The following is a 25,375-nucleotide window of genomic DNA, read 5'->3' as shown; positions in this document are numbered from 1 at the left end:
AAAACGGCAATTCTGACAAGAAAAGTAGTTCTCAACGAAACATTGACTGAACTAGCCCCGAGGAAGGTCATATGCGAGCTAAAGATGCGTATATTAGCATATTGCTATTAGGAATATGCTTTGTCAGTTTTGAGCGGTTTTCACTTTATGTGAGCTTAATAATTCCCTGCCATTATTTGGGTATTAGTTTGCGTCCTGTTGAGGCGTCCGAAGCGTTCATCTATGAAGGGGTTCACGAGGCTACCTTTGTTGAGACTCGCCCTGTCGAACTTATTTCAGCAATTGTGAAGGCCGAAACTTGGGATAGTAACATATTAAATGCAGGGGTTTACCTGAAATCACAGGCGCGGATTCGTTTTGACATTCGAAGTGTTTCACTAAAAAGTTTCCAGCCCCTTTCAAATGAAAAGGAATGTAATGTTGGTTTTAACAACATATACACAATTTCTAAAGCTGGTGTAACGCCTGGAAACATATATGCCCTGGCGAAGACAAATCAATGCGATGACTGTATAGCTCCTGTTGTTATCTATCATTTGATCCCTCCTAAAGCTCTCGGGGAGTATAAGTTTAATTTTCTGATGAACCAGACAGCAAGCGATTTGAATGTTAGTATTAAGCATAAAGAAGCCGACAAGGTAGTGCTGAGATGTACATACAATTACGACAGTGGTAAAACAGCTACTGTACGTTTTGGAGTTGTATGTGATATGAGTAGTGAGAAGCAAGGAGATTACGCAGTGGTTGTTAGCGGCCATTTTATAAGTGGCAAATCACCTAAGGAAGGTAAAAAACCATTTAATCGAAGTTTCTTTTTCTATCACCAACCCAAAATTGCTGAATGATAACCTGACCTTTGGCTCTCGACTCTGGCTTCTAACTTGCACTTCAAGATGTCAATTCTTTAGCCCCCACCCTATCATTTTTTGAAATGTTGCCACAAGTTCAAAATAAACTGAATAAGATTCAGTAGGCCTGCGATCAATGCAGCAATAATTATAAAACTGCGTGTCAGCCAAGTGTTTTCATTTAACATGTCGTGCATGCTAAAATGAATCTTTGTTTTAGAAGTACGAGCGTTATTAACATCCCCTAGCAGCTTAAATTTGAGCGATCTTTTCTCTCTATCCCAAACGATTTGCCTGATCTGGAAATCCTTTCCTTTCTCAAATGTTAAGTAGTCCGAATCAGACTCAGCAGTTAATTGGGAGAGTTTTCCACTCTCCATGATGTCTTTCGAGAAGTATTTGATTTTCCATCCTTGTTGGTCGGAAAACTTAATTGATTTTGCTGGGATGCACTTTTCACTACACTCTTCAAGCTTGGCATTAAACAGTTCGATTGTTTTTTCATGTGGAGTTAAAGCGTATGTAATAGTATCTTGCATTCCACTGACAGTGGCGGCATTACTACCATCGCGAAATTCCGTTTTATACTTTACTCCCTGCCCACCTGTTCTATTCACTGCATTTAGCTGTTCTGCCAATTCCGGGGAGTCAGTTGCCCCTAAAACACTAGCGCGCTCTGGGTGCAAAATAATTTGCTTACCCAAGGCAAGATTATTTGTTGACGGTTGTTTGCTGATATTAACGTTCAACAAAATCACCGCTTCCTGTTCTTCGTTGAAGCTTTTGACTTCAAGATTAACTGCAGAACCGCTCCTTACTTTGATAGTATCTAGTGATAACGGAACGTCACTATCTCCCACCGCTTTTGTTATCATGATATTGGCGTCATCGTTTTCACTCCCTACTGGTTTAACAATCACATCTTTTACGTCCATAGACCTGTCTGACAATAATGCCCAACCTTTATCGCAAGTAAGGGCCGTTTCGAATGGTAACGGACACGAAACATATACCTTGGATGGTTGAAGTTTCAGCATTGAAAAATCATGGACGTCAATAGTATCCAGTGCAACACCATTCATCATCTCTATTTCAGATGGCGCTGCTAGAACTCCACCACCCTCGCTTTTAAGCTCAAAACTAGCTTCTTTAGCAGTGAGCTCAAATTCTCCAGGTAATGGCAAATGGTACTTATTTATAAGCGCCAAGATTGTTGTGGCAGTTAGTATGATTGTTGCTAGCGTCGCCAAAAATAACAATGTTGCGATAAGTGGTATGGCCATGCTTTGGCGAGCTGCTTTAGCGTCTTGAGAGGAAAGTTGATTATTGGCTTGGTTATCCATTTGAGCGGAGGTTTGATTGTGGGTTTGGTTATCCATGATTCGTTCCTCAATTGGCGAGACAGGCTAACGCGCATACAAACAACAGTATTTGTAGGTATACGCAAAACAGGTTTTTAGGCAAATTGAATCGCTGCGCGGGGCTGCGGCGAAGAGTAACTAGGAAACGCTTATCAGCCGTTTGCACCTTATCCTAGCCTAAATCTCCTTCGGGGTATGGGCTGACCCGCGCAATATAGTGTCATGTGGCAAAGGATGCAATATCTAATCAATCAGTGCCCTAATATTTTTTCACATTGGCAATTCAGTGCCATGCGAGGAGAGCGCTGTGGCTGCTGGTACTGGCAAATGAAACTGCGGGAAGCGCAGCTACCTGCTGCGCTCCCCGCTCACTCCATCAAAACAACACCCTAAAAATTCAGCCGCAGGGCGAATTGAATCATGCGCCCGCCCGGATCATTCGTGGTGGAAACATCACGATAGCCTTGTGTGATCTGGCCAAACGTATCATTGCCAACGCCACCGGCCGCCGTCAGCCCGCCCAGCGCCGACGAGGCGTTGGCTGGGTTTTGGACGAGGAAGTTGACGTAGTTGAAAGCGTTCAGAAAATCCGCGCGGAACTCCAGGTTGACCCGCTCGGTGATCTTCGTCTTCTTGGTCAGGTTGAGATCGAAGCGCGTGAACTGCGGCCCATACAGCACGATGGTCGGGAAACCGCACTGCCCGGCATAGACCTCGATGCAATTGGCACTATTGGCGGGCGCGAGGTAACGGCCCGTCGGCGCGCCGCGCGTGCTGTAGCCATTGGCGGAGGTCGCGCTTACGTTGAACGCCTTGATCGTGTTGTCAATGACGTCCTGCGGCAGGTAATAGGCCACTGCATTCGCATCGTCGAAGCGCACCTTTAGCGAGTTTTGCAGTTCCTTGCGCGTCATCCCAATCAAGCGCACGCCGTTGACGTTGAAGGGCGAGCCGCTTTGAAGGCGCGCCGTGCCCTGGAAGGCCCAGCCTTCGAGCGCCTTGCCCACCGGGCCTTTGACGTTACTGAAGAACGCGCGGCCATTGCCCACCGGCAGGTCATAGACCCAATCCGCCTTAAAGGCATGCGTGATGACGAGCGGGCTGGCGCTCTTGTAATAACCCGCGCGCAGCGAGGGCGTAGCGAGTTGCGCGCCCTTGGCATAGATGTAACTGGTTTGCACCAAGAAGCCTTTCGACAAGCGGCGGCGCAACTCGACCACACCAGAGTCGTAGTAGGAATGCCCGCCATTGCCCGTGAAAGAAACGGTTCCCTGCAAGCCCGGATTCGTCTGGAAGAAGTTCGCTGGCAATCCCGCATTCGCGGCATTGGTGCGGGACGCCGCAGGGGTATACAGGTTGGTCGCAAAGGTCACCGGCGCGGCGTTATTCGCCGCCAGCGCACTAACAAAGGTGTTGTTGGTGAAACTACCGGAGGTGTAGCTGTTAATGGCATTGGGGTCTAATTTTCCACTGAAGTACGCCAACATAATTGGTAATGGCGCCTGGCCTGCTAACCCTCGATAAGCAAAACTGCAAGCCGGAGGGGTTGGTTGGCCTGCCTGAGCCGGTTGACTGCAGGTCGGATTGGCCGCCTTGAAGACTTCCAGATTTCTTTGCGCCAGTTTGAACTCGTTGAGGAAGCCATTTTCGACGATGTTGACTTCGTTAATGTTGAAAGCCTGGCGGAAGTTCAATGCGCGATTGCCGACGTAGCGGACTTCAAGCGCCATGTCCTTGGTGATCTCGCGTTGCAGACCGAACGTCCAGGACATGATGTAGGGCGTCTTCAGATTGGGATCGTAGGTGCTGGCCCCATTCGTGATCGCGCCGGTCAGCGGATAAGTCGGCGTGTCGGGGAATGTGAGCGGGGCGAGCTTGCCGACGTTGCTGAGCAACAGCGGCAATGTGCCCAGGTTGCCGGTGGCGATGTTGCGATTGACCGTGATGCTGCCGCCCGTGTTGCCGCTGATGGTGCCGATCAGCGTGTTGATGCCGTCGCGGTTGAAGGCCATCGAGAAGCCGCCGCGCACGACCGTTTGTCCACCGCTGCCGAACACACGGCTCAGCATTCCGTCTTTCCAATTCGGCGTCCAGGCCACGCCCAGGCTCGGCGCAAAATTGCTCTTGTCCGTCTGATAGGCAGTGTCGCCTTCCTTGAACAGATTGAATTGCGTGGCCGTACCGGTGAGCGTGCCCGGCTTGAAGACATTGCCCAGGCCCGACACACCGTAGAGGCCTTCCAGCGTAGGGTTGGTCAGATTGTTGTTGAGCGAAGTCACGGGGAATTGTGCCTCCCAACGCAGCCCTGCGTTGACCGTCAGGTTGGGTCGCATGCGCCAGGCATCTTGCGCGAAAGCGCCCATCTCACGATTGCGCGCGCGCACCGTGTTCTGAGCCAGATAGGTATATTTGTTGGTGGTCTCGCTGAGGCCCGCATTGCCGGCGATCTGCGTGATGCTGCCAACCAGCGTCGCATAGATGTTCTGGGCGCGCGTGATGTCGGCGGCGGCGGCGCCTTGGAAATTCGTCGCGGAAAAGAGCGCGCTGGCCGGGTCTGTCGTGTCTACGCCAAAGGTGATCGTCGGGACAAAGGTCGTCCCGGTGGTGAAATAGTTGCCCTGGAAAAAGCTGCCGCCGAAGTTGAAGGTGTGCGCGCCGCGCGACCAGCTCAAGGTGTCATTGAAATTCCAGGTCGGCGAATTGCGGCGTGTGGAGCCGGTGTTGACCGTCGCGTTGGTGATGCCCGCCGCGCTGATGGCCAAACTATAGCCGCCCTGATTGGCGACTGATCCGGTGAAAGCGGCGAGCGAGTTTTCGCCGTTGAACACCACCGTGCCGCCCGTCAGGCCGAAGCGCGCTTCGTTGACCAGCGTCGAACTCAAGGTCGAACGCAAGGCCAGGGCGTTGGTAAAGCGGCTCGATTTCTGGCTGCCGATGTTCGGGAAGCCGGGGAAGGCTGGCGCGCCACCGTTGAGAAAATCAACCAGCGTGTGATGGCTCTGAATGTTCCAGGTGTTCTCGAGTTTATGCTTGCTCGAAAGATTGAAATCCAGCCGCAGCGTCGGGAAGATGCGAATCTCGCCGCCTTCGCTGGGACTGAACGAATAGGTCTGCAAATTCGGATCGGTCAATTGCTGGATGCCGCCGCGTGAGGCCGCCGCGCTGCGAATGTCGGCCAGCAGCTTGCCCACCGTCGGGTCAATCGTCGAAGTGAAATTGCGGCCCGCCGCCAGCGTCAGCAAATTCACCGTGCGCACACCGGCAGCGGTGTTGTATTGGAAGACGCCTTGTTGCGCCTGCGGGCCGAGGATCGTGCGTGTTTGCGCTTGCGAAGTCGCCAGCCGGAATTGCTCGTAGTTGACAAAGAAGAAGGCTTTGTCGTGTCCGTCAAAAATTTTCGGAATCCGGATCGGCCCGCCGAAGCGCCCGCCGAATTGATTGAGAATCATCAGGTCGCGGTCGGCCTTAAACGTCGCCGCATTGTCATTCGGCCCGGGCCGGAAGTTGCGATTGTTGAACCAGTAGTTGGCGTCGAGCGCCTTGTTGCGGTGATATTCGTACAGGCTGGTGTGATATTGGTTGCTGCCCTGGCGCGTCACCATCTTGATTTGGATCGCGCCTTCACCTGCACTCTCAGCGCCCGGCGTGGCGGTCGAAAGCGTCACTTCTTCAACAGCATCCACGCGCGGATAGATGTTGGTGTAAAAGCCATCCGTATTGCGCGCGCCGTTGTCCTGAATGCTGACGCCGTCGAGCGTCATGTTGATCGCGCCTTGCGGCAAGCCGTTAAAGGTCGAAGAGCGCGGACGCCCCGGCGTCGTTGTCCCCGGCAAATACAACAGCAGATCGGTCACGTTGCGTGAGGTGAATGGCAAATCGGTAATCTGGCGGCCCGTGATGGTGGTGCTGATGCTGGCGGATTGGGTCTGCAACACTTCGCCGCCGCCTTGAATGATGACGGATTCGTTGGTGGCCCCGACTTCGAGCGTGGCGTTCACGCTCGCCGGGATACCGGCGTCAATCTTGACGCCTCTGATGACGGACTGTTTGAAGCCCTTGGCCATCACCGTCACCGTATAGGTGCCAGCCGTCAGGGCCGGTACGCTGAACGTGCCATTGCTGGCGGAGGCGGTTCTGAATTCGGCGCCAATCGCCTCGTCCTTGATAATGATTTCGGCGCCGGGCACGACCGAACCCGTTTGATCAACCACTGCGCCGGAAAGAGAAGTCGTGGTGACGCCCTGACTGAAACCGAGCAGACTACCTGCGGTCAGCAGAGCAAGCAGTGCGAGAACGCGAAACGCGATTTGCTTCATGGTGAGTTCCTTTTCGTGACGTGGACGTGGACGTGCAGCCGACTTAAGCAACGCTCGCCCTTTACATTCAGACAGGACTTACGCAGAACCATTGCCACAGAGGCACAGAGTCACAGAGTCACAGAGTCACAGAGTCACAGAGTCACAGAGTCACAGAGTCACAGAGGAAAGGCCCGCCTGACTGGTAAACTCTCTCTTGCTCTGTGTCTCGGTGCCTCTGTGGCAAATTTCCGGCTTTTGCGTAAGTCCTATCAGAGTCAAACGCAATGATGCCGTGATGGAGCTTTGAATCGGTCGCGCCATGGCAGCCGTGCTGCGATGGTATCTATCAAATGGTGGAAAGTTTATCGCACGATTTATTTCAATCTCTGTGCCATACAAACCAGGCGGAGGGCTGGTTGAAACTAGGATACTTAGCCAGCCAAAGCCGAACTTGAGCTTCCATATTTCTGAATATTTCTGAATTTTCGGAATCTATGCCGAAAAGCTTCCAGGGTGTTAGCCACAGGCAAACCACGCAGATGTAACAAGAGCTTGCGGCGGTGCGTTAGGCGGAGTGTTGGCAAGCGGGTTGGCTTAGCAGCAAGGCTGCTTTCAGCGGGCGGGCAGTGACGAAGAAAAAGCGGTTGGCAAAAAAGCCAAAAGGGACAAGCGACCCTGCGGCCGCTTGTCCCTTTATTTTCGCTTGGTAGATCAAGGCACCAGGCAACAGGCACGGTGTTGAATCATCACGGATGTTCCCGCACCGTGCCTGCTGCTAATACCCACTAGGGGCGCTTCAATCTACTGTTGCGGAGTAAGGCTCGAAGTCGTCGTCGCTGGCGTCAGGCCCTTGTTCACGAGAATCGCGACTTCGACACGGCGGTTTTCTTTGCGCCCTTCACGCGTGGCATTGTCGGCGGCTGGGCGGGCTTCCCCAAAACCCAGCGGCGTCACGATGCGGCGTTGCGAAATGTCGTGGTTTTCGATCAGGTAACTCATCACGGCTTCCGCGCGGCGTTGGCTCAGACGGCGATTGAGCGCTTCATTGCCATCGGCGGAAGCGAAACCGGCGACTTGAATGACAAAGCCTTTTTCAGTCTTCGCCTGCTCGGCGATTTCATCCAAGGCGGCTTTGGCATCCTTGGACAGCACGGCGCTACCGACCTTGAAGTTCAAGGTCACGGTTTTGGCCGCCTCATAATCGTCCAAGGTCGTGATGCGATTGTTCAAATTCTCAGTCGTGGTGGTAATGCGCTCATTAGCGGACTTGGCCGATGACAACGCGTCCGTCGCCGTCGTCATGGCTTTGTCAGCCGTTTCCTGCGCCGCTTTCGCGCCGCCGTTCGCCATATTGGCGACAGCGCTCAATTCTTCGAGTTGGCCTGACAGACGCTGGGCGTTTTGTTCGGCCATGGTCACGCGGTTTTCCGTCACCGCCACGCGCCCTTCGACCGGCGTCACCATCGAAACGATGGAACTCGCGGTGCGCAGTTCAGTCTCGCTGAATTTGATTTGATCGGCGACCAACGCACCGGCCTCGTTGCCGCGCCCTTCGACCTCCACGGCCAAGCCGCGCGAGAGATCGGAAGTTTGATATTTTTTCGCGCCCCGGAACGGATTGCTCTTGCGTTCTCTGAGCTTGGTCGAATTGTTCACGCTTACGGTGTATTCGGCGCCTTGATAATCACGCACGAAGAGGTTGTCGCCTTCCTGCCGCAGAATGACGCCGCTGATTTTTTGCCTCTGCCCGGCACTGACCTGAGCCGTCCTGTTCGCAGTCTTCGTCGTCTCTTGTTGTTGTTTCTCGGTCGTTGTTTCCGATTGCTGTGCCACGGCGGGCAAGCCCAACGCGAGGACAGTCAATGCGGCCAACAGTAATTGAAGCGTTCTGGTGTTTTTCATCTGATACCTCCGAAATAACTTCCCTTGTGGATTTTCCCTTAACTTCTGCTCTAGTGAAGTACCTGACTTCGCGGCAGACAAGTGCAAGGCATGTGCCTGGCAGTAATGAACCACCGCTTAGCGGTTACCAAGTGAACGCAGGCAATGGTTATCGTGCAAGAAACAAAGGCGGTTAGCGCAGGCAAGATTTTTGGTCTAGCAGTACAACATCGTCTTACCTCGCACTTCATAAATATCCTTTTGCGTTGAAGCGCTACATTTATTCGACCGCCGCAAAAACGGCAATTGCACTTTAATCATTCACTTGTGACGAGGCATTTTTCTCTTCGCAATTATTCTTGCTGTAAATAATTCGGGGGTGGAAGGGGAACAAACGTTAGAGTTCACGCTTCAGCGTGTCTGCGGGCCGCCACAAACGTTCAGAGTTCACGCTTCAGCGTGCTGCGGGCCGCCACTCACACGCTGAAGCGTGAACTCTGAACTGCCGTCACCGAAAAATTTACAGCAAGCAATTATTGTTTGCGCAGCAAGAGTGACGTACCATCGCGCGGACTTCAGTGGTTTCAATCAAGCCAAAGCAACCCAACTTGCCGCAAAGCGTTGATGGCTGAAGGTGGCTGCAACGCTATGCCGGGGAAACCGTAGCCGGGTTGTCTTTGGCCCACTTGTCAACACACTCACGACAGAGAGACAAGGAATCTATGGGGCTGAAAATTTGGAGCAATGTGAAGTATGACGACGCCACCTTGGTGTTGTTACGCGCGGGCACCACTGAACATGAGTTGGTGTGCGTGCGGGACGACGAAACCGCCGAAGCATTTTTAGCCGAGGCTGACATTCTGCTGGGACAACCGCCAGTAGAATTGTTTCCGCGCGCGGCCAATTTGCGTTGGGTGCATCTGGACAGTGCCGGTTACGAACGCTACGACCACGCCGAGATTCGCGTCGCGTTGCAACAGCGCGGCATCGCCTTCACCAACAGTTCCAGCGTCTTTGATGAACCCTGCGCGCAACACGTCCTGGCGATGATGCTGAGCCTGGCGCGCCGCATCCCGCAGGCCGTCGCGGAACAAAATGGCGCGCGGGCCTGGCGGTACACCGAATTGCGCGCGCAAGCGTATTTGCTGAACGGGCAGACGGTCTTGTTGTTGGGTTATGGCGCGATTGCCCGGCGCTTGGTTGAGTTGCTGACGCCGCTGCGCCTGAACCTCATCGCCCTGCGCCGCCAGCCCACCGGCCACGAATCCATCCCGATCATCACCGCAGCGGCCCTGCCCGCATACCTGCCGCAAACCGATCACCTGATCAACATCCTGCCCGCCAGCGCGGCCACGCGCCATTTCGTCAACGCCGAACGCCTGCAAGCGCTCAAACCCGGCGCGCTGTTTTACAACATCGGACGCGGCAGCACCGTGGATCAGGATGCGCTGCTTGCGGCCCTGCAAGCCAACCATCTGGCCGCCGCCTATCTGGACGTGACCGACCCCGAACCGCTGCCGCCCGCTCATCCATTGTGGGCCGCACCGAATTGTTTCATCACGCCGCACACAGGCGGCGGGCACAGCAACGAACGCGCGCGGCAGGCGCGGCATTTTCTGGAGAATTTGCGGCGCTATGCAGCGGGTGAAGCGTTGCTTGACCGGATCGTTTGAGCGGGGTGATTGTAGGTCGGCGTGTTATTTTGCTCCGGTAAAGTTGCCACGGGCAGTGAAATCAGCGATTCTTGCCGCGACTTAATAGTCACAATTAGAGGGAGGCTTCACCGTATGAAGACCATGAGCATTGCAACTCAAACCACCTTTGCCCGCCGCAGCTTTTTGCGCGGAACTGGTGTCGCGCTTTCGCTGCCCTTACTCGATGCGATGCTGCCGGCGTTTGCGCGCGCCGAAAGCAACGCCGTGCCGCGCCGCTTCTTGGCGATTTGCAACAATCTCGGCGTGCTGCCGTCGAAGTTCTTTCCGGCGGCGGATGCCAAAGGCTTCAACTACCAACTCTCGCCTTACCTGGAAGAGTTGCGCGCGCATCGCCAGGCGTTCACAGTCTTCAGCGGCGTCTCGCATCCTGACGTAGACGCGGGGCATCCGGCGGATAATTGCTTCCTGACTGCCGCGCCACACCCATCGAGCGGCGGCTTTCGCAATACGATCTCGCTCGATCAATTCGCGGCGGAACACATCGGCAATCAGACGCGCTTCCCGTCGCTCACGCTTGGCGTCAACATTCAGGCAGGTCAGCACAGCCTTTCGTGGACGAGCGGCGGCGTGTTGATTCCTTGCGAAGAGAAACCATCGGAAATTTTCAAACGCATGTTCGTCACCGGCACGCCCGCTGAAGTCGAAGCGCAAGTGCGGCGGCTGGCGTTGGGACAAAGCGTGATGGATAGCGTGGCCGAACAGACGCGCCGCCTGCAAAGCAACGTCGGTGCGCGTGACCGCGAACGGTTGGATCAATATATGACCGGCGTGCGCGACCTCGAAAAACGTTTGGGCCAAGCCGCCGAATGGGAGCAGAAGCCCAAGCCTGTCGTCAGCGCGCAATGTCCGGCAGATACCGCCGCGCCGCGCGATTACTTTGAAAAAGTGCGTTTGATGTACGACCTCGCCACGCTCGCGTTCGAGACCGATTCGACGCGGCTGGTGGCGTTGATGCTCGACAGCGTGAATTCGCCCGCGATTACCATCGGCGGCGAAACGATGAGCGACAGCTACCACGCGATTTCGCACCACGGCAGAAACCCTGAGAAATTGCGGCAACACGAATTGGCGGATCGCTTGCAAATGCGGGCGCTCGACAAACTGTTCACTGATTTGAAAGCGCGCCAAGAAGGCGACGACACGCTGCTTGATCGCACGATGATTCTTTACGGCACGAACATGGGCGATGCGAATACGCACGTGACGACGAATTTGCCGACGTTGTTTGCGGGCGGCGGTTTCAAGCACGGACAGCATCTGGCGTTTGACCGCGAACGCAATTACCCGCTGCCGAATCTGTTCGTGAATGTGCTGCAACGGCTGGGCATCGAGGCGGATAAATTCGCCAGCAGCACGGGCACGATGCGCGGGTTGGAATTGGCCTAAATCATTTTTCCCACGAAGCGACACGAAGGGGACACGAAGGATATTGCAGCACCTTCGTGTCCCCTTCGTGTCGCTTCGTGGGAGAGTTGTTTTGAAGAAGAGAAACGACGGTAATGCCGCTCAGGGTTTATCCGCCGCGATGTAATTCGTGACGATCAGGTCGTAGTAGTTTTTATATTGCCCCGCGTCGAAATCTTTCAGAAACACGGGCATTGATTGCAGCACCGTCGTCGAAAGATGTCCAGGCAACCGCGCCGGATGCGAGTAGCGCATATTGAAGACGGCGCGAATGAACAGGCTCTTGTCCGTCAGCGGCAGCTTGCGCACGTTGTTGGCGAAGTGAGTGAACACGTCGTTGTCGAACAGGTATTGCTCGACGTTCGAAGTGTAATAAGCCGCCACTGTCAACCCGTGGTTGCGCAAGTAAGCGCCGATGCCCGCGATGGCCTGTTTGCCCGCGAAATCGCCGACGACCGGGATGATCAGATTTTTGGTATGCAGACCGCGCACGAATTCATAGTCTTCGACGCTCGTCAGAAAGTTACCTTGCTGGCCGCGCAAATCGGTCGCTGTCAGCATCTCTTGCAACGAAGGGAAGTAGGTGCTCCACGCGCCATCCATCCGAAAGGCGATCTCCAGGCCATCGGTGCGGAAACTCTTGTAAATGTATTCCAGACTCGCCACGTCTGGCGCGGACAACGGATATTGAAAGTCTTCGACAATCGTCTTGCGCAGCAGCGCCAGATTGGCGGCATACGCCTTTTCATCGGCGGGCGTTTTGACCAGCAGCGCCATCAATTCATTGAGCGGCGCATCGGCGGCGGGCGCTTTTTCTTTGGGCAGCGGACGGCTCAACAGCAAGGCCAGAAACTGCGGACGCGCCGGCGACAGTTGAAAGATCGCTTTGTACATCAAGTGCTGAATGATGGCTTGGCGGCGAATGTCGAGCAGAAACGCGATGCGCGGGCGCAGCTTGGCGATGTAGGTGAAATTCTGTTCGGGGCCTACGCCGAGATAGGCGCCGCCCACTGCGCTGAGTTGGCGCAGCTTGTCCACGATATGCAGGTACGAGGTTTCGTTCGAGGTGAAATTGTCAGAGAAGAAATAGCCGCCTTCTTCGGACAATTCACGGCTAAGCCGCGAAAACTCGGCGGCAGACAAACTGTCGGGCAAGGGGACGGGCGTGGGCGTTGGGCTGACGGCTGGTGTGGGCGCTTTGGTGGGCGGCGTGCCCTGCGGATTGGATTGGGCCAGGCTGACGGTTGCGTTCGTCAGCCAAAGCAATCCAATCAACCAGAACATCGAACGAGCCTGAAACTTCATGGCAGTCTCTCTTTCCTCGGCGAAATTGGCATCTGTTTGGATGCTGCGTGCAAGCAGTGTTTACCGGAATTCGCCGCGTTTGTACACGGCGGCAATGAAACCTGGGTACGCACCGCTGCCAGTGTGCAGTCTCGGCCAGAGACGGTTTCCTGCCGGAAGGAAGCTGCCTGCCGCCGAGACTGCACACTGGCAGCGATGCGTACCCAGGTTTGCAACTGGCATCCCCGAAAAGCTTGGCGTATGCTTGCGCCACAAATCCAATCCAACCTTTTCGCAAATAGGAATGAAGAACATGAAGCAAATTTTGTTGTCCATCACGCGCACGCTGTTGCTGTTACTGTGTGCCACGCCTGTCTTTGCGCAAGCACCTGCCCCCGCCGTAGCAGCCAGTGAGATGACCGCGCTGGATCGTTATGTCGCCGCGCCCGATCCGAGTTACAAATACGAACTCGTCAGCACGTTGCCGGGCAATGGCTACCAGACGTTCGTGATCGAACTGACCTCGCAAACCTGGCGCGCGCCCAACGAAGTGGATCGCACGGTCTGGAAGCATTGGCTGACGATTATCAAGCCTGATGAAGTCAAACACAGCAACGGATTCCTTTACATCACGGGCGGCAACAACGGAAACCCTGCGCCCAAAGCGCCCGACGCCAATCTGGTGAATGTGGCGACGCTGACCAAATCCATCGTGGCGGAACTCAAGATGGTGCCGAGCCAGCCGCTGACGTTTAGCGATGACAAAGTCGCGCGCGTCGAAGACGGCATCATCGCTTACACCTGGGACAAGTTCATCAAGGGCGGCGACGATCAATGGCCGTTGCGCTTGCCGATGACCAAAGCCGCCGTGCGCGCGCTGGATACGGTGCAGGCGTTTTGTAACAGCGCGGCGGGCGGCAACGTGAAGGTGGATGGCTTTGTCGTGGCGGGCGGTTCCAAGCGCGGCTGGACGACCTGGACGACGGCCATCGTGGACAAGCGCGTCGTCGCCATCGCGCCCATCGTGATTGATTTGCTCAACATGATTCCTTCGTTCCAGCACCATCTGGCGGTCTATGGTTATTACGCGCCCGCCGTCGGTGATTATGAATTGATGGGCATCATGGATCAGCAAGACTCACCGCGTTACAAGGCGTTGATGAAAATCGAGGAGCCATACGAATACCGCCAGCGGCTGACCTTGCCGAAATTCATCATCAATGCGACGGGCGATCAGTTCTTCCTGCCCGATTCGTGGCAGTTTTATTACCGCGATCTGCTGGGCGACAACCGCTTGCGTTACGTGCCGAACGGCGATCATTCGTTGAGCCGGACGGATGCCTGGTTCAGCGTGCTGGCCTGGTACAACGCCTTCCTGAACAAAACGCCAGTCCCGCAATATGACTGGAAGATCGAAAAGGACGGCACCATCCGCGTGACCACCAAGGACAAGCCCAGCGAAGTCAAACTCTGGCAGGCCAGCAATGGCGGCGCGCGCGATTTCCGGCTGAGTTCGATTGGCCCGCGTTGGCAAGGCACGCCGCTCGCGGCACAAGCTAATGGCGAATATGTCGGCAAGGTGCCGCTGCCCAAAACCGGCTGGACTGCTTACATGGTCGAACTGACTTTCCCCAGCGGTTTGGGACTGGCGCCGTTCAAATTCACCACCGGCGTCAAAGTGCTGCCCGATGTGGAACCGGCGCGCGCATTGGTGAATGGCGGGAAATAGCTGAATGACCGTGGGGGCAGGAAGATTAGGACTTACGCAAAGCCGGAAGCATTGCCACAGAGGCACCGAGACACAGAGCGAGAGAGAAGATTTTCTGGAAGTTTAAGGCTTACCTCTGTGACTCCGTGCCTCTGTGGCAATGCTTCTGCGTAAGTTCTATCTTGAATGCTATAGCTCCACCACATGTGTCTCGCATCTGCTGTAAGAATTTCAGTAGATGAAATGAAAGTGCTTTGGCAGTTCAGGCTTTTAGCTGTTGGTGCCGCACACCAGCTTGATTTTTGTCGGCATCGTTACCGCATCAGCTAACCTTTCCCGGCTAGCCAATTCATAGTGCCCAGCAATTCCTTGCATTTTTTTCGGCCCTGTGGCGGGTTTCTTGGGCGGAACACGCATGATTAGGCAGGGATCAAAAGGTCACTCGGTGGCAAAACGCCGCAACCGAAACCAGCAGGTGGGCTTGGATCGGTTCAATAGCACATTGGACGATTTGAGGAAGCTGGCGGGGCTGTAACAACTACTGCAAGTGTTGAACCCTCCGGCACCTGCAAGCCTGATCAGAATAGCTGAGGGTACGCTTGTTAAGCTGGGGCGATTTCGCCGGTTGAGTTACTGGCGCTGCTTAGTCAGTTGCCAACAAAGCTGGTTGATTTCGCCTCGCATCAACCGATTCGCCCGCAGGAATCACTAAAGGAGACCCACACATGGCAGTCAAAAAATTATCTGTTGACCTGATGGTCGTAACCCAGGATCAGCTTCGCAAAATCAATATCGGGCTGAGCAAAAACCCTCTGCCAGATGATACGGTTGAGTGGAAGATGACCTTCAAATTGGAAGAGCGGAAAAAGACGACGGACGCTTTTGCTGAGGTCGTCACGCTGAACGTGGACATTCAAGTCGAACACCACGCGAAAGCCGAAGCCACGGCGAAGAAAGGGCTGGATGATGCACAGACGAGTAAGGCCTTGATTGCCGCCGACACAGCGAAGGCAAACAAAGAGGGGAAGGTTTCCACCAAACGCGCGAAGTCAGACGCGCAAGCCATTATTTCGTCGCGTGTCACGGCCTAGTGTCTCAGCAACTTGGAAATAATGGGCGTTGGTCAGTGCTGCGCTTCTTGCCGGGCGCGGTACTGACCTCGTAGCGCCCTTCAAAGCAACTTGATGGAAGCATAGATCGGTTTTCACTACGGGATAGGGCAAAAGCCTAACGCCGGGACGGTACCGCGCGCGTGAGCAAGCGGAGAATTGCACTGTTGTCCCAGTATGCCAGACGTGACGCGCCGCTTGCTCACGCGCGCGGTACCGTCCCGACGCCAGGCGCTCTGCTGTCTACGCAAATGGAAACCGATCTAGGACACCAGCCTGTGCAAGGAAGAGAAAAGATGCCTCAAAGGATAATTGTCTTTGCTGACAAGCGCAGCGCATTTTGGCCGTGGCCGGATGCTGTCCGCCACTGTGTTCTCATCGGCATCTGGTTGTGTCTTGGCTGTGGCGCGCTCAGCGCGGCTGGGACGCAGCCCTGCTCGGAGAATCCGTCGTTTTATGCCAAGGGCAATTTCACGGTGCGGAAGATCGAGATTCGCAGTCCGCTGGATTTTCTGTTTACCGTGCGGCATTCGCTGGCGGCTTATAAACCGGAACTGCCGTTGCAAGCCGGCGGCGTCTTTTCACTCGAACAGTTCAATGCCGCGCACGAACTGCTGCGCCAGCGTATGAAAGCTGTCGAGAGCAGCGGCGACCAGCGCTTCAGGCTGCTGGTGGTAACCGGGCAAATCGAGCATTGCGACGCGGGGCCAGCGGGTCAACTCGACGTGGTCTTTCGGATTTTCACGACCGATTACAATTCCTATCTGAGTCACTCGCTCGAAGCCAAAACGGAAGAAATCGCCGAACCCGCCACCGCAGCGGGCACGCAACAGGCCAAAGGCGCGTTCCTTTTCAAACCAATGGCGGGATACAACCGCACGCGGCGTGGGTTCGGCGGCGGCAAAATGCTGCTGCGCACGCCGGGCGGATTTTTTGATGCCGTGCAATTGACCGCGACCGGTTCGACGGCGGGCAATACCCAGGAATTGGAATTGGTGGGGTCGCGCAATCCGCAAATTTCCGGCTTGGATCATTTGGAATACCGACTGGGGTATTACCACGCCGATACGCCGGCGGGCAGCAACCGCATCCGCGAAGGGCGGCTCTATGCCCAGCTTTTCGGCGCGACCCAGCCCTTGGGCGAACAAAAGGTGGTCGTCCGTTTCGGCGCCGCGCTCGCGGGCGGCAACCAGCAAACGAACATGCCTGCGGCGCTTGCGGGCAGCAACGATGTGGCGAATTCCGGCTATGGCTCGCTCAAAACTTTTGTGGGCGCGACGGCGCGCGGCAAGCGCTATTCCTTCGCTGGTTCTTACGGCTTGCAACTCGGGACGAATGGCGCGGCGGCCTCGGTGGATTTTGTCAAACACGTCGCCGATGCGGCGTTGGCCGCCCGCTTTCTGCCCAAAGAGGACGAGCCGAATAACGGTGATTTCCATAAACCGCTCGACCTGGAGCTGCAATTCAGCGGCGGGAAAATTCAAACCCTGGGCAAGCTGCCGGTGGCCGAACGCTTCTTCGGCGGCAATCGCGCGGAGGATTTCATCGCGGGCGATAACTGGCGTATTCGCGGCGGCCCGCTGGTGCGCAGCATCCCGGAAAACCGGTTGAATGCGGCGGCCACGCGCGGCCCGTTCGGCGGCACCAGCTTTTACGCAGTCAATCTGACGGTGTCGCGGCCCGTGTGGGGCTATCCGATTATTCCGAGAGAATTGGCGCAGGAAAAAGAGTTTTTTGAGAATTTGAATGCCTCGAAAGAGAACACGCGCAAGTTCCTTACGGCGGCACGCAAAAAAGATGTGCCCGCCTTCAAAGCGTTCATTGCTGACGCGCTCTTGCTGGAACAGGACGTGAAGCTGCTGAGCGCCGCGCTGGATACGCTGCCGGCCACGGATACGCTCACCGCCGATTTGCGCGACAACTTCCAGGATGCGCGGGACGACGTGATGGATGATGTCTTCAGCCTGGGCGAGACCTTTGCAAAACAGTCCGAATTGCCGGGCAAGCTGGACGGCCTGGTGAAGGAAGCCGACAGCAACACCTGCAAGACGGATGAAGATTGTTCAAGCATCACGCGCTTGCGGCGGCACCTCACCGCGCTCGCGGAAAGACTAGGCCAAACCAATGCGACGGCGGCAGTCGAGCACGTGCGTCAGATTCAGACCTCGCTGCAAAGTCATCAAGCGGCGCTGGTGACAAAGCTCAGCGGCCCCCAGTTTGCCGAAGCTGAGCAGGCGGCTCAAACGCTGGCCGATGAGGATTTGAAAGCCGTCGAGCCGGTCTTGCATTCGTTCCTGCACGAATTGAATTTGATTTCGCTCAGTCCGGTTTTCATTTTCGACGCCGCGCGCATCTGGCCTGACAAATTTGGCACGCGCTACGGGATTGGCGGCGGTATGCGGCTCACGCTGGTCAATTTCAATGTGACGCTGGGTTACGCCGTCAATCCGCAACCGCACGCCCGCGAAGGGCGCGGCGCGTTTTTCTTTTCAATGGATGTCACGGATCTTTTCCGCTGATGAAGCCATTGCCAACCAACCAATGCTTTAGCAACTCTAAGAGAGAACGCCGCTACTCAGCCCCTCTTCGCCGCGTAGCGGCGGCTGACTTTAGCCGTGGGTTTCAACCCCTTGTCCTTACCCAAATCTTTGCATGATTTCAGCCCGCGAACGCGGGCGGCAGCATAAAGCCTGGGGTGAAGGCGCAGCCGGAACCCCAGGAAAGCGTCAAGTTGAAGCCGCAAGCCCGCGAACGCGGGCGACAGACATTGATTGGCTCTCCACGCTCTGCCGCCCGCCTTCGCGGGCTGTGCGGGTTTTCGCCAATGTTCCCAGGGTTCCGCGCGTGTGCACTACACCCTGGGCTTTATGCTGCCGCCCGCCTTCGCGGGCTGAAAACCCGACTACACGTTTCGTGCAAAGTTTGGGTAATGACAAGGTTTCAACCCACGGGACAGGAAGGGCATCATGGTCCGCGTCGCGTCAGCGACGGTTGAATTCAGGCGTCGCTGACGCGACGCGGGCTTGTTTCCACATCCACCGTGGGTTGAAACCCACGGCTAAAGTCAGCCGCCGCTACGCGGCGAAGAGGGGCTGAGCAGTTACAAATACTCACCGAAAGCAGGCGCAGTACTTTTGAAGTCGTCCACTAGGAATGAACCCAGCCCGCATACTGATCCAGTAGCGGCAACACCGTCTCGCGGCCCGCTGCGGGCAGGAAGAAATTCACCCGCTCAGCGCCTGCTTGCGCCAATTCTTCGGCAATGCCGGGCGCCGGTCTGACGGCTGAAACCGTCACGCTGATTGAGTTGGGGTCGCGGCCCGCCGCCTCCGCGCGTTGTTTGAGCACCGCGATGCGCTCGGCCAGGTTGCCCGCCGCAAACGCAATCGGCAGCCAGCCGTCGCAGTATTCAATCACGCGATCAAACGTCGTCGGCCCGTCGCCGCCCATAATGATCGGCGGATGCGGACGCTGCACCGGTTTCGGGTGCGCCCAGATTTTATCGAAGTTGACGAACTCGCCGTGAAACTCGGCTTCCTCTTCCGTCCAAATTTCTTTCATCGCCAGCACGCGCTCGCGCAACAAGCGCCAGCGTGTCTTGTAAACCGTCCCGTGATTTTCCATCTCTTCGGCATTCCACCCGCCGCCGATGCCGAAGATGAAGCGCCCGTTTGACAGGCGATCCAGCGTGGCGACTTCTTTCGCCGTCGTGATCGGATCGCGTTCGATCAACAGACAAATGCCCGTGCCGAGGCGCAAGCGTTCGGTCGCCGCCGCCGCCGCCATCAAACCGATGAAGGGGTCGTAGGTGTGCCAATACTCTTTGGGTAAATCGCCGCCGATGGGATACGGCGTGCGGCGGCTGGCCGGGATGTGCGTATGTTCGGGCAGCCAGAGTGATTCAAAGCCGCGCGCTTCCAATTCGCGCGCCAACTCCGCCGGTTGGATCGTGTACTCGGTGACAAACATGGATACGCCGATATGCATGGGTTGCTCCTTGATTGGTGAAGTGGTTGTGGTGAATTGCCGGGCGCATTCTCAGTCAGTTCCAGCAGAATCGCCAGCCGGCATGCACACAAATCAGGTTTGCCACAGAGGCACGGAGACACAGAGGGAAATTTGGTATGGAGATATTGCAACAACCCCCTCTTTCTTCCTCTTCCATTCCTAAAGTCAGGGACGCTTTTGAAAAGATGCGCCCAAGCGCTTCAAAACGAGGCAACTTGGATACGCGGATGATGCGGATTTTACGGATTTTTCTTTTGGTTGATCCGCGCCGATCCACTGCATCCGCGTCATCCGCGTATCTATCTTCCGCGCTGCCAAAAGTGTCCCGACATCAGCTTCCGCTCTCTTTTTCTTCCTCTGTGTCTCCGTGCCTCTGTGGCAAATGTCTGGCCGCGCGGGCGACGCTTGAGCCTGTCTTTCACCGTCCGCTACAATCCGGCGTATGAGCACATTCGCAAACAGAGTGCAGCGGCTGCCGCGCCTGGGCGTCGGCCTTTCCGGCGAGTTCAACAGCGGCGCAAAAGGCATTGACGTCGCGTGGCTGAAAGAGCATTACCCGGCGCTGGTGCATTTTTATGAATACGGCGGCGACCTCGAACGCGGCCTTGATGACGGCGTGCGGCGCTGGGCCGCGCACGGCGGCGCGACGACCTATCACTTCCTCGACATCAATCTCGAAGAGCAAGCCGACCTCGATCAACACTGGCTGACGCGCACCAAGACGTTCGCCCGCGAAATCGGTGCGGCCTGGCTGTGCGGCGATGCGGGCCGCTGGCATTTCGGCGCGCGCGAACGCGGCCACGGGCTGTTGCTGCCGCCGATCTTGAGCCGCGAGTCCGCGCTGGAAACAGCCGCAAGCATCAAGACGATTGAAAGTGAAACCGGCCTGTTCTGTCTGCCTGAAAATCCGCCCTCGGTGATTTATCTGGGCGAGTTGCACATCCTCGATTATTTCGCGCTGGTGGCTGAACAGGCCGATTGCGGCGTCTTGCTGGATTGCGCGCACCTCGCCATCTTTCAACAAACGCGCGGTCTGTCGCCGCTCGCCGCGCTCGACAATTTCCCGCTCGACCGCATCATCGAAATGCACGTCGCGGGCGGCGCTTACACCGAAGTCGAAGGCTACGCTTACATCGAAGACAACCATTCACCTGAACCCTTACCGGCGACATGGGAGATTTTGGAATACGTCGTGCCGCGCGCGCCCAACCTCAAAGCCATCGTCTTTGAATGCGAACACAATCTGCCGGAAGCTTGTATTGCCAACTTTGAACGGCTCAACGCGCTGTTCCCCGTTCAAGCCGGAGTCACCGCGCAATGAGTCATCACACGCTGCAAAAACTGGTCGTGCGCATGTTCTGGGACGAAGCCTTTGTCGCCGCCGTGCACGCCGCGCCCGAACAGGCGTTGCAAGGTTTGGAACTCACCGCCGCCGAACGCGCGCAACTCTTGGCCGTAGACCGCCGCGCCTGGCGGCACGATGCTTTGCGCCGCAAACGCACGCTGCGCACGCTGGCCGAAGAGTTCAAAGTCTCCACCACGATCATCCTCGCCGAAACGCGTTCGCTGGCCGCGCTCGAACAATTCTTTTCCAGCGCGTTCTTTCATCAAGCCGTGCAACAGCGCGGCTCGTTGGCGCTGTCCTTTTCCGAATTTCTCTTGGACGGCTGCCGCAATGGCGTCTGGCGCGCCCCGCAAATCACCGACATCGTGCGCCTCGAAGCCGCCGTCGCCGCCTGCCGCCGCACCCTGGCGCGCGAAGGCGCTTACGAACCCAGTGAATTGCCGGCAACGATTAACGACCGAGCACACATTCGCCTCGCGCCCGGTTACGGCGTCGCCAGCTTCCAGGCCAATGTGATCGAAGCGATTCAAACCGTCGAACAATACTTGTTTGAATTGAGCCTGATGCCCGCAATGGCGCTCTGTGACGACGCGCCGCGTTTGCCGCAATTGCCCGCCGTCGAACCCAAACGCAAGTTGTATCTGCTCTTCAGCCCCGGCGCGACGGGCATCACCCTCACGCACATTGATAAACCGACTTGGGGCGTGTTGGGCGAAGCGAAACGTCCGGCGGAAATCCGCAGCCTGCTCACACGCGCCGCCATGACCGGCGTCAAAGCGCCGCAAGCGCAAGAGATTTTGGCGGAATGGTTGGAGTGTGGCGGGCTGATGTTATTGGAGCGTGGTTGAAGTCACTTATGCCGAAACAATCCGCTCTGGCTCAGCAACTGAAGCAGCGTTTTCACGCCATAGCTTTTGCTGGCCGCGCGCTCCAGCAGCGCTTCGACTTGCGGACGGTCGCTGAATTGCACTGGCGCGCCGGTCGCAAAGACAATGAGTTGAGTGGTCAGGTTGCACGCGATTTGCCGTTCGTCTTTGAGTAGCAGGCGTTTCAACTCACACACGTCTTGAAAGCGCTGTCCAGCGGGCAGCGTATCCGACGCATCCGCCGGTTGAATTTAGATTAAGCCACGTCCTGCTTATGCGCTTCCATATAAGCCCGCAACAGCGCGTTAATCTGTGTCTGGTAGCCGCGTCCCTGTAGCCGAAACCAATCCAATACATCGTCGTCTACGCGCAGTGTTAATTGCGTCTTGCGTGAGATGGGTTTGAGGCCGCGTCTGACCACTGCCCGCGCAAACATTGCCGGTGTCAATTCCGGGTTGTCCGAAAAATCAATGTCTTTATCCTTCGTCGCCTTTATGCGTTTCCAGTCAGTTTGCGATTTCGTTGAAGTAACTCTTTTCTTCATTTTTCGTAGCCTTGCGAACGGAGATGAGCCTGATGACCTTGTCAGTTTCTGTATGAACAACCACCAGCACGAAACCGTTGAGCAATCCGAGTGTGACGAAACGCTCTTCGCCATAATCAAAGCGGTCGTCCGGCATGGTCACAGTTACTCCGTCAAACAATGGCCCCACATCGGCAAAATCAATGCCGTGTTTAGCAAGATTGGTCTGGCATTTCGCGACGTCCCACTCGAACTTCATGGGGTTGCATTGTAGCTACAGAATGTCGTTACAGCAAAGCGTGGGTTCCGGCATCTCTTTGAGCTACTTACCCAGAAACAACCCGCTCTCGCTCAGCAACTGAAGCAGCGTTTTCACGCCATAGCCTTTGCTGGCCGCGCGCTCCAGCAGCGCTTCGACCTGCGGACGGTCGCTGAATTGCACGGGCGCGCCGGTCGCAAAGACGATGAGTTGGGTGGTCAGATTGCGCGCGATTTGCCGTTCGTCTTTGAGCAGCAAGCGTTTCAACTCACGCACATCCTGAAACTTCTGACCATCGGGTAGCGAGCCGGAAGCATCCACCGGTTGAATGTAGCGGAAGGCGAACCGCTGGCCGTTCTTGCCGATGCCGGGGGCTTTTTCGCCCTCGGCCAACGCGCGGTATTTGTCGCGCCAGCCGCCGAAGACATCGAAGTTTTCGAGCGCAAAACCCGCCGGATCAATTTTGGCGTGGCAGACGTTGCAACTCTGATTGGTGCGATGTTTTTCGAGTTGCTGCCGCAACGTCGTCGCGCCGCGAATGTCCGGTTCGACGACAGGCGTGCCGGGCGGCGGCGGCGGTACGGGTTTGCCGAGGAGGCGTTCCATCATCCACGCACCGCGCACGACGGGCGAAGTGGTGGTGCCGTTTGCCGTGACTTTGAGCACGCTGGCTTGGGTGAGCAAGCCGCCGCGCATTCCATCGGGCGGCAAGGCGACACGGCGAATCTGTGAACCCTGCACACCCGGCAAGCCGTAATGCGCCGCGAGCCTTTCGTTGATCATCACAAAATCCGACGCGATCACGTTGCGCGCGGGCAAATCACCACGCACGAGTTCGGCAAAAAACGCGCGCGTCTCGGCGATAGATGATTCGACCAAGTGGTCATCCAGGTAATAATCGGCGTAAAGCAACTCATCCGGCGAAGTGATATTCACCTTGCGCAGATCGAGCCAGTAATCGAGGAAAGCGTTGACGAAGCGTTGCGCGCGCGGATCGTTGAGCATGCGCTCAACCTGCGCGCGCAAGACGGCGGGTTTGCGCAAGGCGCTCTGCTGCGCGAGTTCACGCAAGGCCGCATCGGGTGCGGAATTCCAGAGGAAATAGGCGAGGCGCGCAGCCAAGGCGTGATCATCCAAACGGCCCGGTTTTTCTTCGAGCGTCGTGAACGCGGGCGAACAGAGCACGGCGGTATACGTCGTAATCATTGCCTCCGTAAAGCTGTCGCCGTTGGTCAGCGCGGCGTTGACGAGTTTGAGGAAGCGTTGCGTGTCTTCTTCAATCGCTGGCGGCGTGGCGTGGCGATAGGCGCATTGCAGGAAGTTGCGCAGCAACCGTTCAGCATCGGCGCGCGGATTGGTCGAGATGATTTCGATTTGGCCTTTGGTGTTTTTCTTGAGCGGCAAAGCGCCGAACAGCAGCTTATGCCCGCGACCGGGCCACTCCGTTTGGGCGTCATAAATCGGCCCCGTGACTTCCAACCAGCGAAAGGCCACGCCGGGCTGGCCGTCTTTCTCGGCCAGCGGATTGCGCCAGTTGGGCGGGCGCGAACGAAACAAGCGCACGGCGTCGGGCCGAATCGTTTCGTCTTTTAGCAACCAGACTTCGGCCTCCTGCACGGAAGGTTCGGGCGAAACATCTACGTTGGCGAGGTAGCGCATCTGGCGCGGCGGGATTTCGGCATAGAGCGTAATCGGTTCGTGCGTGCGTCCGGCAAAAGCTTCGGTGCGGCTGGGGTGGAACCATTTGTCGCCCGGCTGCGGCCCGGCCCAAAACGAATGCGCGTTGAGCCGCAGCTTGTAACGACCGGGCACGGGCGCTTTGAATTGATTGAAGCGGATTTCAAGCGGTTCGTAAGAACTGGCGACGACGCCCAGGCTTTCGAGTTCGCGTTTGACGGGATCGGCTGCGCCAACGGTCAGCGGCGCTTTTTTCTCAAGCACGGCGACATCGGCTTCGTTGCCGCTGAGCGGAAAGGTGGCGCGTTCGGTATACGTATTGAATTGCGAGAATTCGATGTGATTGGTGAAGGCGCGCTGTTCGCGGGCGTAATAGCGTTTTGTCACAGTTTCCGGCTGTTTTTCTGAACGCGCCATGACTTCGCGCAAGGCATATTCCGCCGCCGCCAGATAGCGGCTGATTTGCACGTGCGAGACGCCGAGCGCTTCGCCGGATTTATTGAAACGATACCGCTCACCATCTTCGGGCAGCAACTCTTTGACTTGCAGCCAAGGCGCATCCAACAAATCGCGCAACGTGTTTTCGTATTCATACCGGTTCAGCCGCCGCAGCACGGCACGGCCTTCGCGCCGAATGCGCGCGGCATCCGCCGCGATCAGGGGTGGCACGAGATTTTTCAGAAAGGCGGCGCGCGCGGCGGCCTCCGGTTGCGGCGCACTCTTCGGCGGCATCTCACCGTCACGCACGCGGTCGTGCACTTTCACCCAAGTCGCAAACAGCTTGGCATCCGTCAACTCAAACTCGAGTGCAGTCAGATCGAGATTGCCTTTTTTCGTCCGGCTGTCGTGGCAGGCATAACAATGTGTTGCCAAAAACGCGCGTGTATTTGTCGCCGCGTCTGGCCGCGCTGCGCCCGCGTCCACGTGCAGTGGTTGCAATCGGCCAGAACACCAACCACCAAACACCACTGCAACCACACAAATGAATTTCAGTCGTCTAGTCATAATTCTCTGCCGGATTCTTTGCCAGGAATTTCTCGAATGGATGCTTGCCATGCACCGCGACATAGCGGCACGATGAATTTCATG

The 25,375-nt window shown here is 56.5% G+C and carries 17 protein-coding genes; 8 read left to right on the top strand and 9 right to left on the bottom strand.

The annotated features are described in order from the left end of the window. Window positions 1–71 precede the first annotated feature (71 nt). The gene (locus HY011_06115) at window positions 72–845 is read left to right on the top strand and encodes a hypothetical protein (protein MBI3422496.1); all 774 of its coding nucleotides are present in this window, start codon (window positions 72–74) and stop codon (window positions 843–845) included. Between the two features lie 74 nt (window positions 846–919). Here HY011_06115 and HY011_06110 read toward each other — a convergent pair whose 3' ends face one another. The 3 genes from HY011_06110 to HY011_06100 form a co-directional block, all read right to left on the bottom strand. Beyond that, window positions 920–2,227: a hypothetical protein gene (locus HY011_06110; GenBank protein MBI3422495.1), complete on the bottom strand. Its 1,308-nt coding sequence runs from the start codon at window positions 2,225–2,227 to the stop codon at window positions 920–922. A gap of 371 nt (window positions 2,228–2,598) precedes the next feature. After that, window positions 2,599–6,525 (bottom strand): TonB-dependent receptor, encoded by a 3,927-nt coding sequence (locus tag HY011_06105; GenBank protein MBI3422494.1) that lies wholly within the window; start codon window positions 6,523–6,525, stop codon window positions 2,599–2,601. Between the two features lie 783 nt (window positions 6,526–7,308). Then, window positions 7,309–8,409, bottom strand: coding sequence for an OmpA family protein (locus HY011_06100; protein ID MBI3422493.1), 1,101 nt, complete (start codon window positions 8,407–8,409; stop codon window positions 7,309–7,311). A gap of 701 nt (window positions 8,410–9,110) precedes the next feature. Between HY011_06100 and HY011_06095 the strand changes: the two genes are divergently transcribed. Continuing rightward, on the top strand, window positions 9,111–10,061 hold the full coding sequence (locus HY011_06095) for a D-2-hydroxyacid dehydrogenase (protein MBI3422492.1): 951 nt from the start codon (window positions 9,111–9,113) through the stop codon (window positions 10,059–10,061). A 123-nt stretch (window positions 10,062–10,184) separates the two neighbouring features. After that, window positions 10,185–11,489 carry a DUF1552 domain-containing protein gene (locus tag HY011_06090; GenBank protein ID MBI3422491.1) on the top strand — a complete coding sequence of 435 codons (1,305 nt, stop codon included), beginning with the start codon at window positions 10,185–10,187 and terminating at the stop codon, window positions 11,487–11,489. Between the two features lie 120 nt (window positions 11,490–11,609). On the opposite strand, the gene HY011_06085 is transcribed toward HY011_06090, so the two are convergent. Then, window positions 11,610–12,812: a hypothetical protein gene (locus HY011_06085; protein ID MBI3422490.1), complete on the bottom strand. Its 1,203-nt coding sequence runs from the start codon at window positions 12,810–12,812 to the stop codon at window positions 11,610–11,612. 292 nt (window positions 12,813–13,104) lie between these two features. Between HY011_06085 and HY011_06080 the strand changes: the two genes are divergently transcribed. From HY011_06080 to HY011_06070, 3 genes are all read left to right on the top strand, one after another. After that, a complete protein-coding gene (locus HY011_06080; GenBank protein MBI3422489.1) occupies window positions 13,105–14,520 on the top strand; it encodes a PhoPQ-activated pathogenicity-related family protein in 1,416 nt (471 codons plus the stop codon). 704 nt (window positions 14,521–15,224) lie between these two features. Then, window positions 15,225–15,590 (top strand): hypothetical protein, encoded by a 366-nt coding sequence (locus HY011_06075; GenBank protein MBI3422488.1) that lies wholly within the window; start codon window positions 15,225–15,227, stop codon window positions 15,588–15,590. A 314-nt stretch (window positions 15,591–15,904) separates the two neighbouring features. After that, window positions 15,905–18,127 (top strand): hypothetical protein, encoded by a 2,223-nt coding sequence (locus tag HY011_06070; protein ID MBI3422487.1) that lies wholly within the window; start codon window positions 15,905–15,907, stop codon window positions 18,125–18,127. A gap of 628 nt (window positions 18,128–18,755) precedes the next feature. Here the strand turns inward: HY011_06070 and HY011_06065 are convergent. Next, the gene (locus HY011_06065) at window positions 18,756–19,595 is read right to left on the bottom strand and encodes an LLM class F420-dependent oxidoreductase (GenBank protein ID MBI3422486.1); all 840 of its coding nucleotides are present in this window, start codon (window positions 19,593–19,595) and stop codon (window positions 18,756–18,758) included. Window positions 19,596–20,058: 463 nt separating this feature from the next. On the opposite strand from HY011_06065, the gene HY011_06060 reads away from it, so the two are divergent. Both HY011_06060 and HY011_06055 read left to right on the top strand, forming a co-directional pair. After that, a complete protein-coding gene (locus tag HY011_06060) occupies window positions 20,059–20,937 on the top strand; it encodes a DUF692 family protein (protein ID MBI3422485.1) in 879 nt (292 codons plus the stop codon). After that, window positions 20,934–21,809 (top strand): hypothetical protein, encoded by an 876-nt coding sequence (locus HY011_06055; protein ID MBI3422484.1) that lies wholly within the window; start codon window positions 20,934–20,936, stop codon window positions 21,807–21,809. The genes HY011_06060 and HY011_06055 overlap by 4 nt, the downstream gene beginning before the upstream one ends. A gap of 2 nt (window positions 21,810–21,811) precedes the next feature. Here the strand turns inward: HY011_06055 and HY011_06050 are convergent, their stop codons facing one another. The 4 genes from HY011_06050 to HY011_06035 form a co-directional block, all read right to left on the bottom strand. Beyond that, the gene (locus HY011_06050; protein MBI3422483.1) at window positions 21,812–22,015 is read right to left on the bottom strand and encodes a DUF1585 domain-containing protein; all 204 of its coding nucleotides are present in this window, start codon (window positions 22,013–22,015) and stop codon (window positions 21,812–21,814) included. Window positions 22,016–22,083: 68 nt separating this feature from the next. Continuing rightward, window positions 22,084–22,371 carry a BrnA antitoxin family protein gene (locus tag HY011_06045; GenBank protein ID MBI3422482.1) on the bottom strand — a complete coding sequence of 96 codons (288 nt, stop codon included), beginning with the start codon at window positions 22,369–22,371 and terminating at the stop codon, window positions 22,084–22,086. Then, entirely contained in the window at window positions 22,334–22,609 is a 276-nt protein-coding gene (locus HY011_06040) for a BrnT family toxin (protein MBI3422481.1), read from the bottom strand. The genes HY011_06045 and HY011_06040 overlap by 38 nt, the downstream gene beginning before the upstream one ends. A 63-nt stretch (window positions 22,610–22,672) precedes the next feature. Then, window positions 22,673–25,291 (bottom strand): DUF1592 domain-containing protein, encoded by a 2,619-nt coding sequence (locus tag HY011_06035; GenBank protein ID MBI3422480.1) that lies wholly within the window; start codon window positions 25,289–25,291, stop codon window positions 22,673–22,675. Between the last annotated feature and the right edge of the window lie 84 nt (window positions 25,292–25,375).

The organism is Acidobacteriota bacterium, from assembly GCA_016196035.1.
Taxonomy (GTDB): domain Bacteria; phylum Acidobacteriota; class Blastocatellia; order RBC074; family RBC074; genus JACPYM01.
This window is presented reverse-complemented; position numbering and strand designations above follow the sequence as displayed.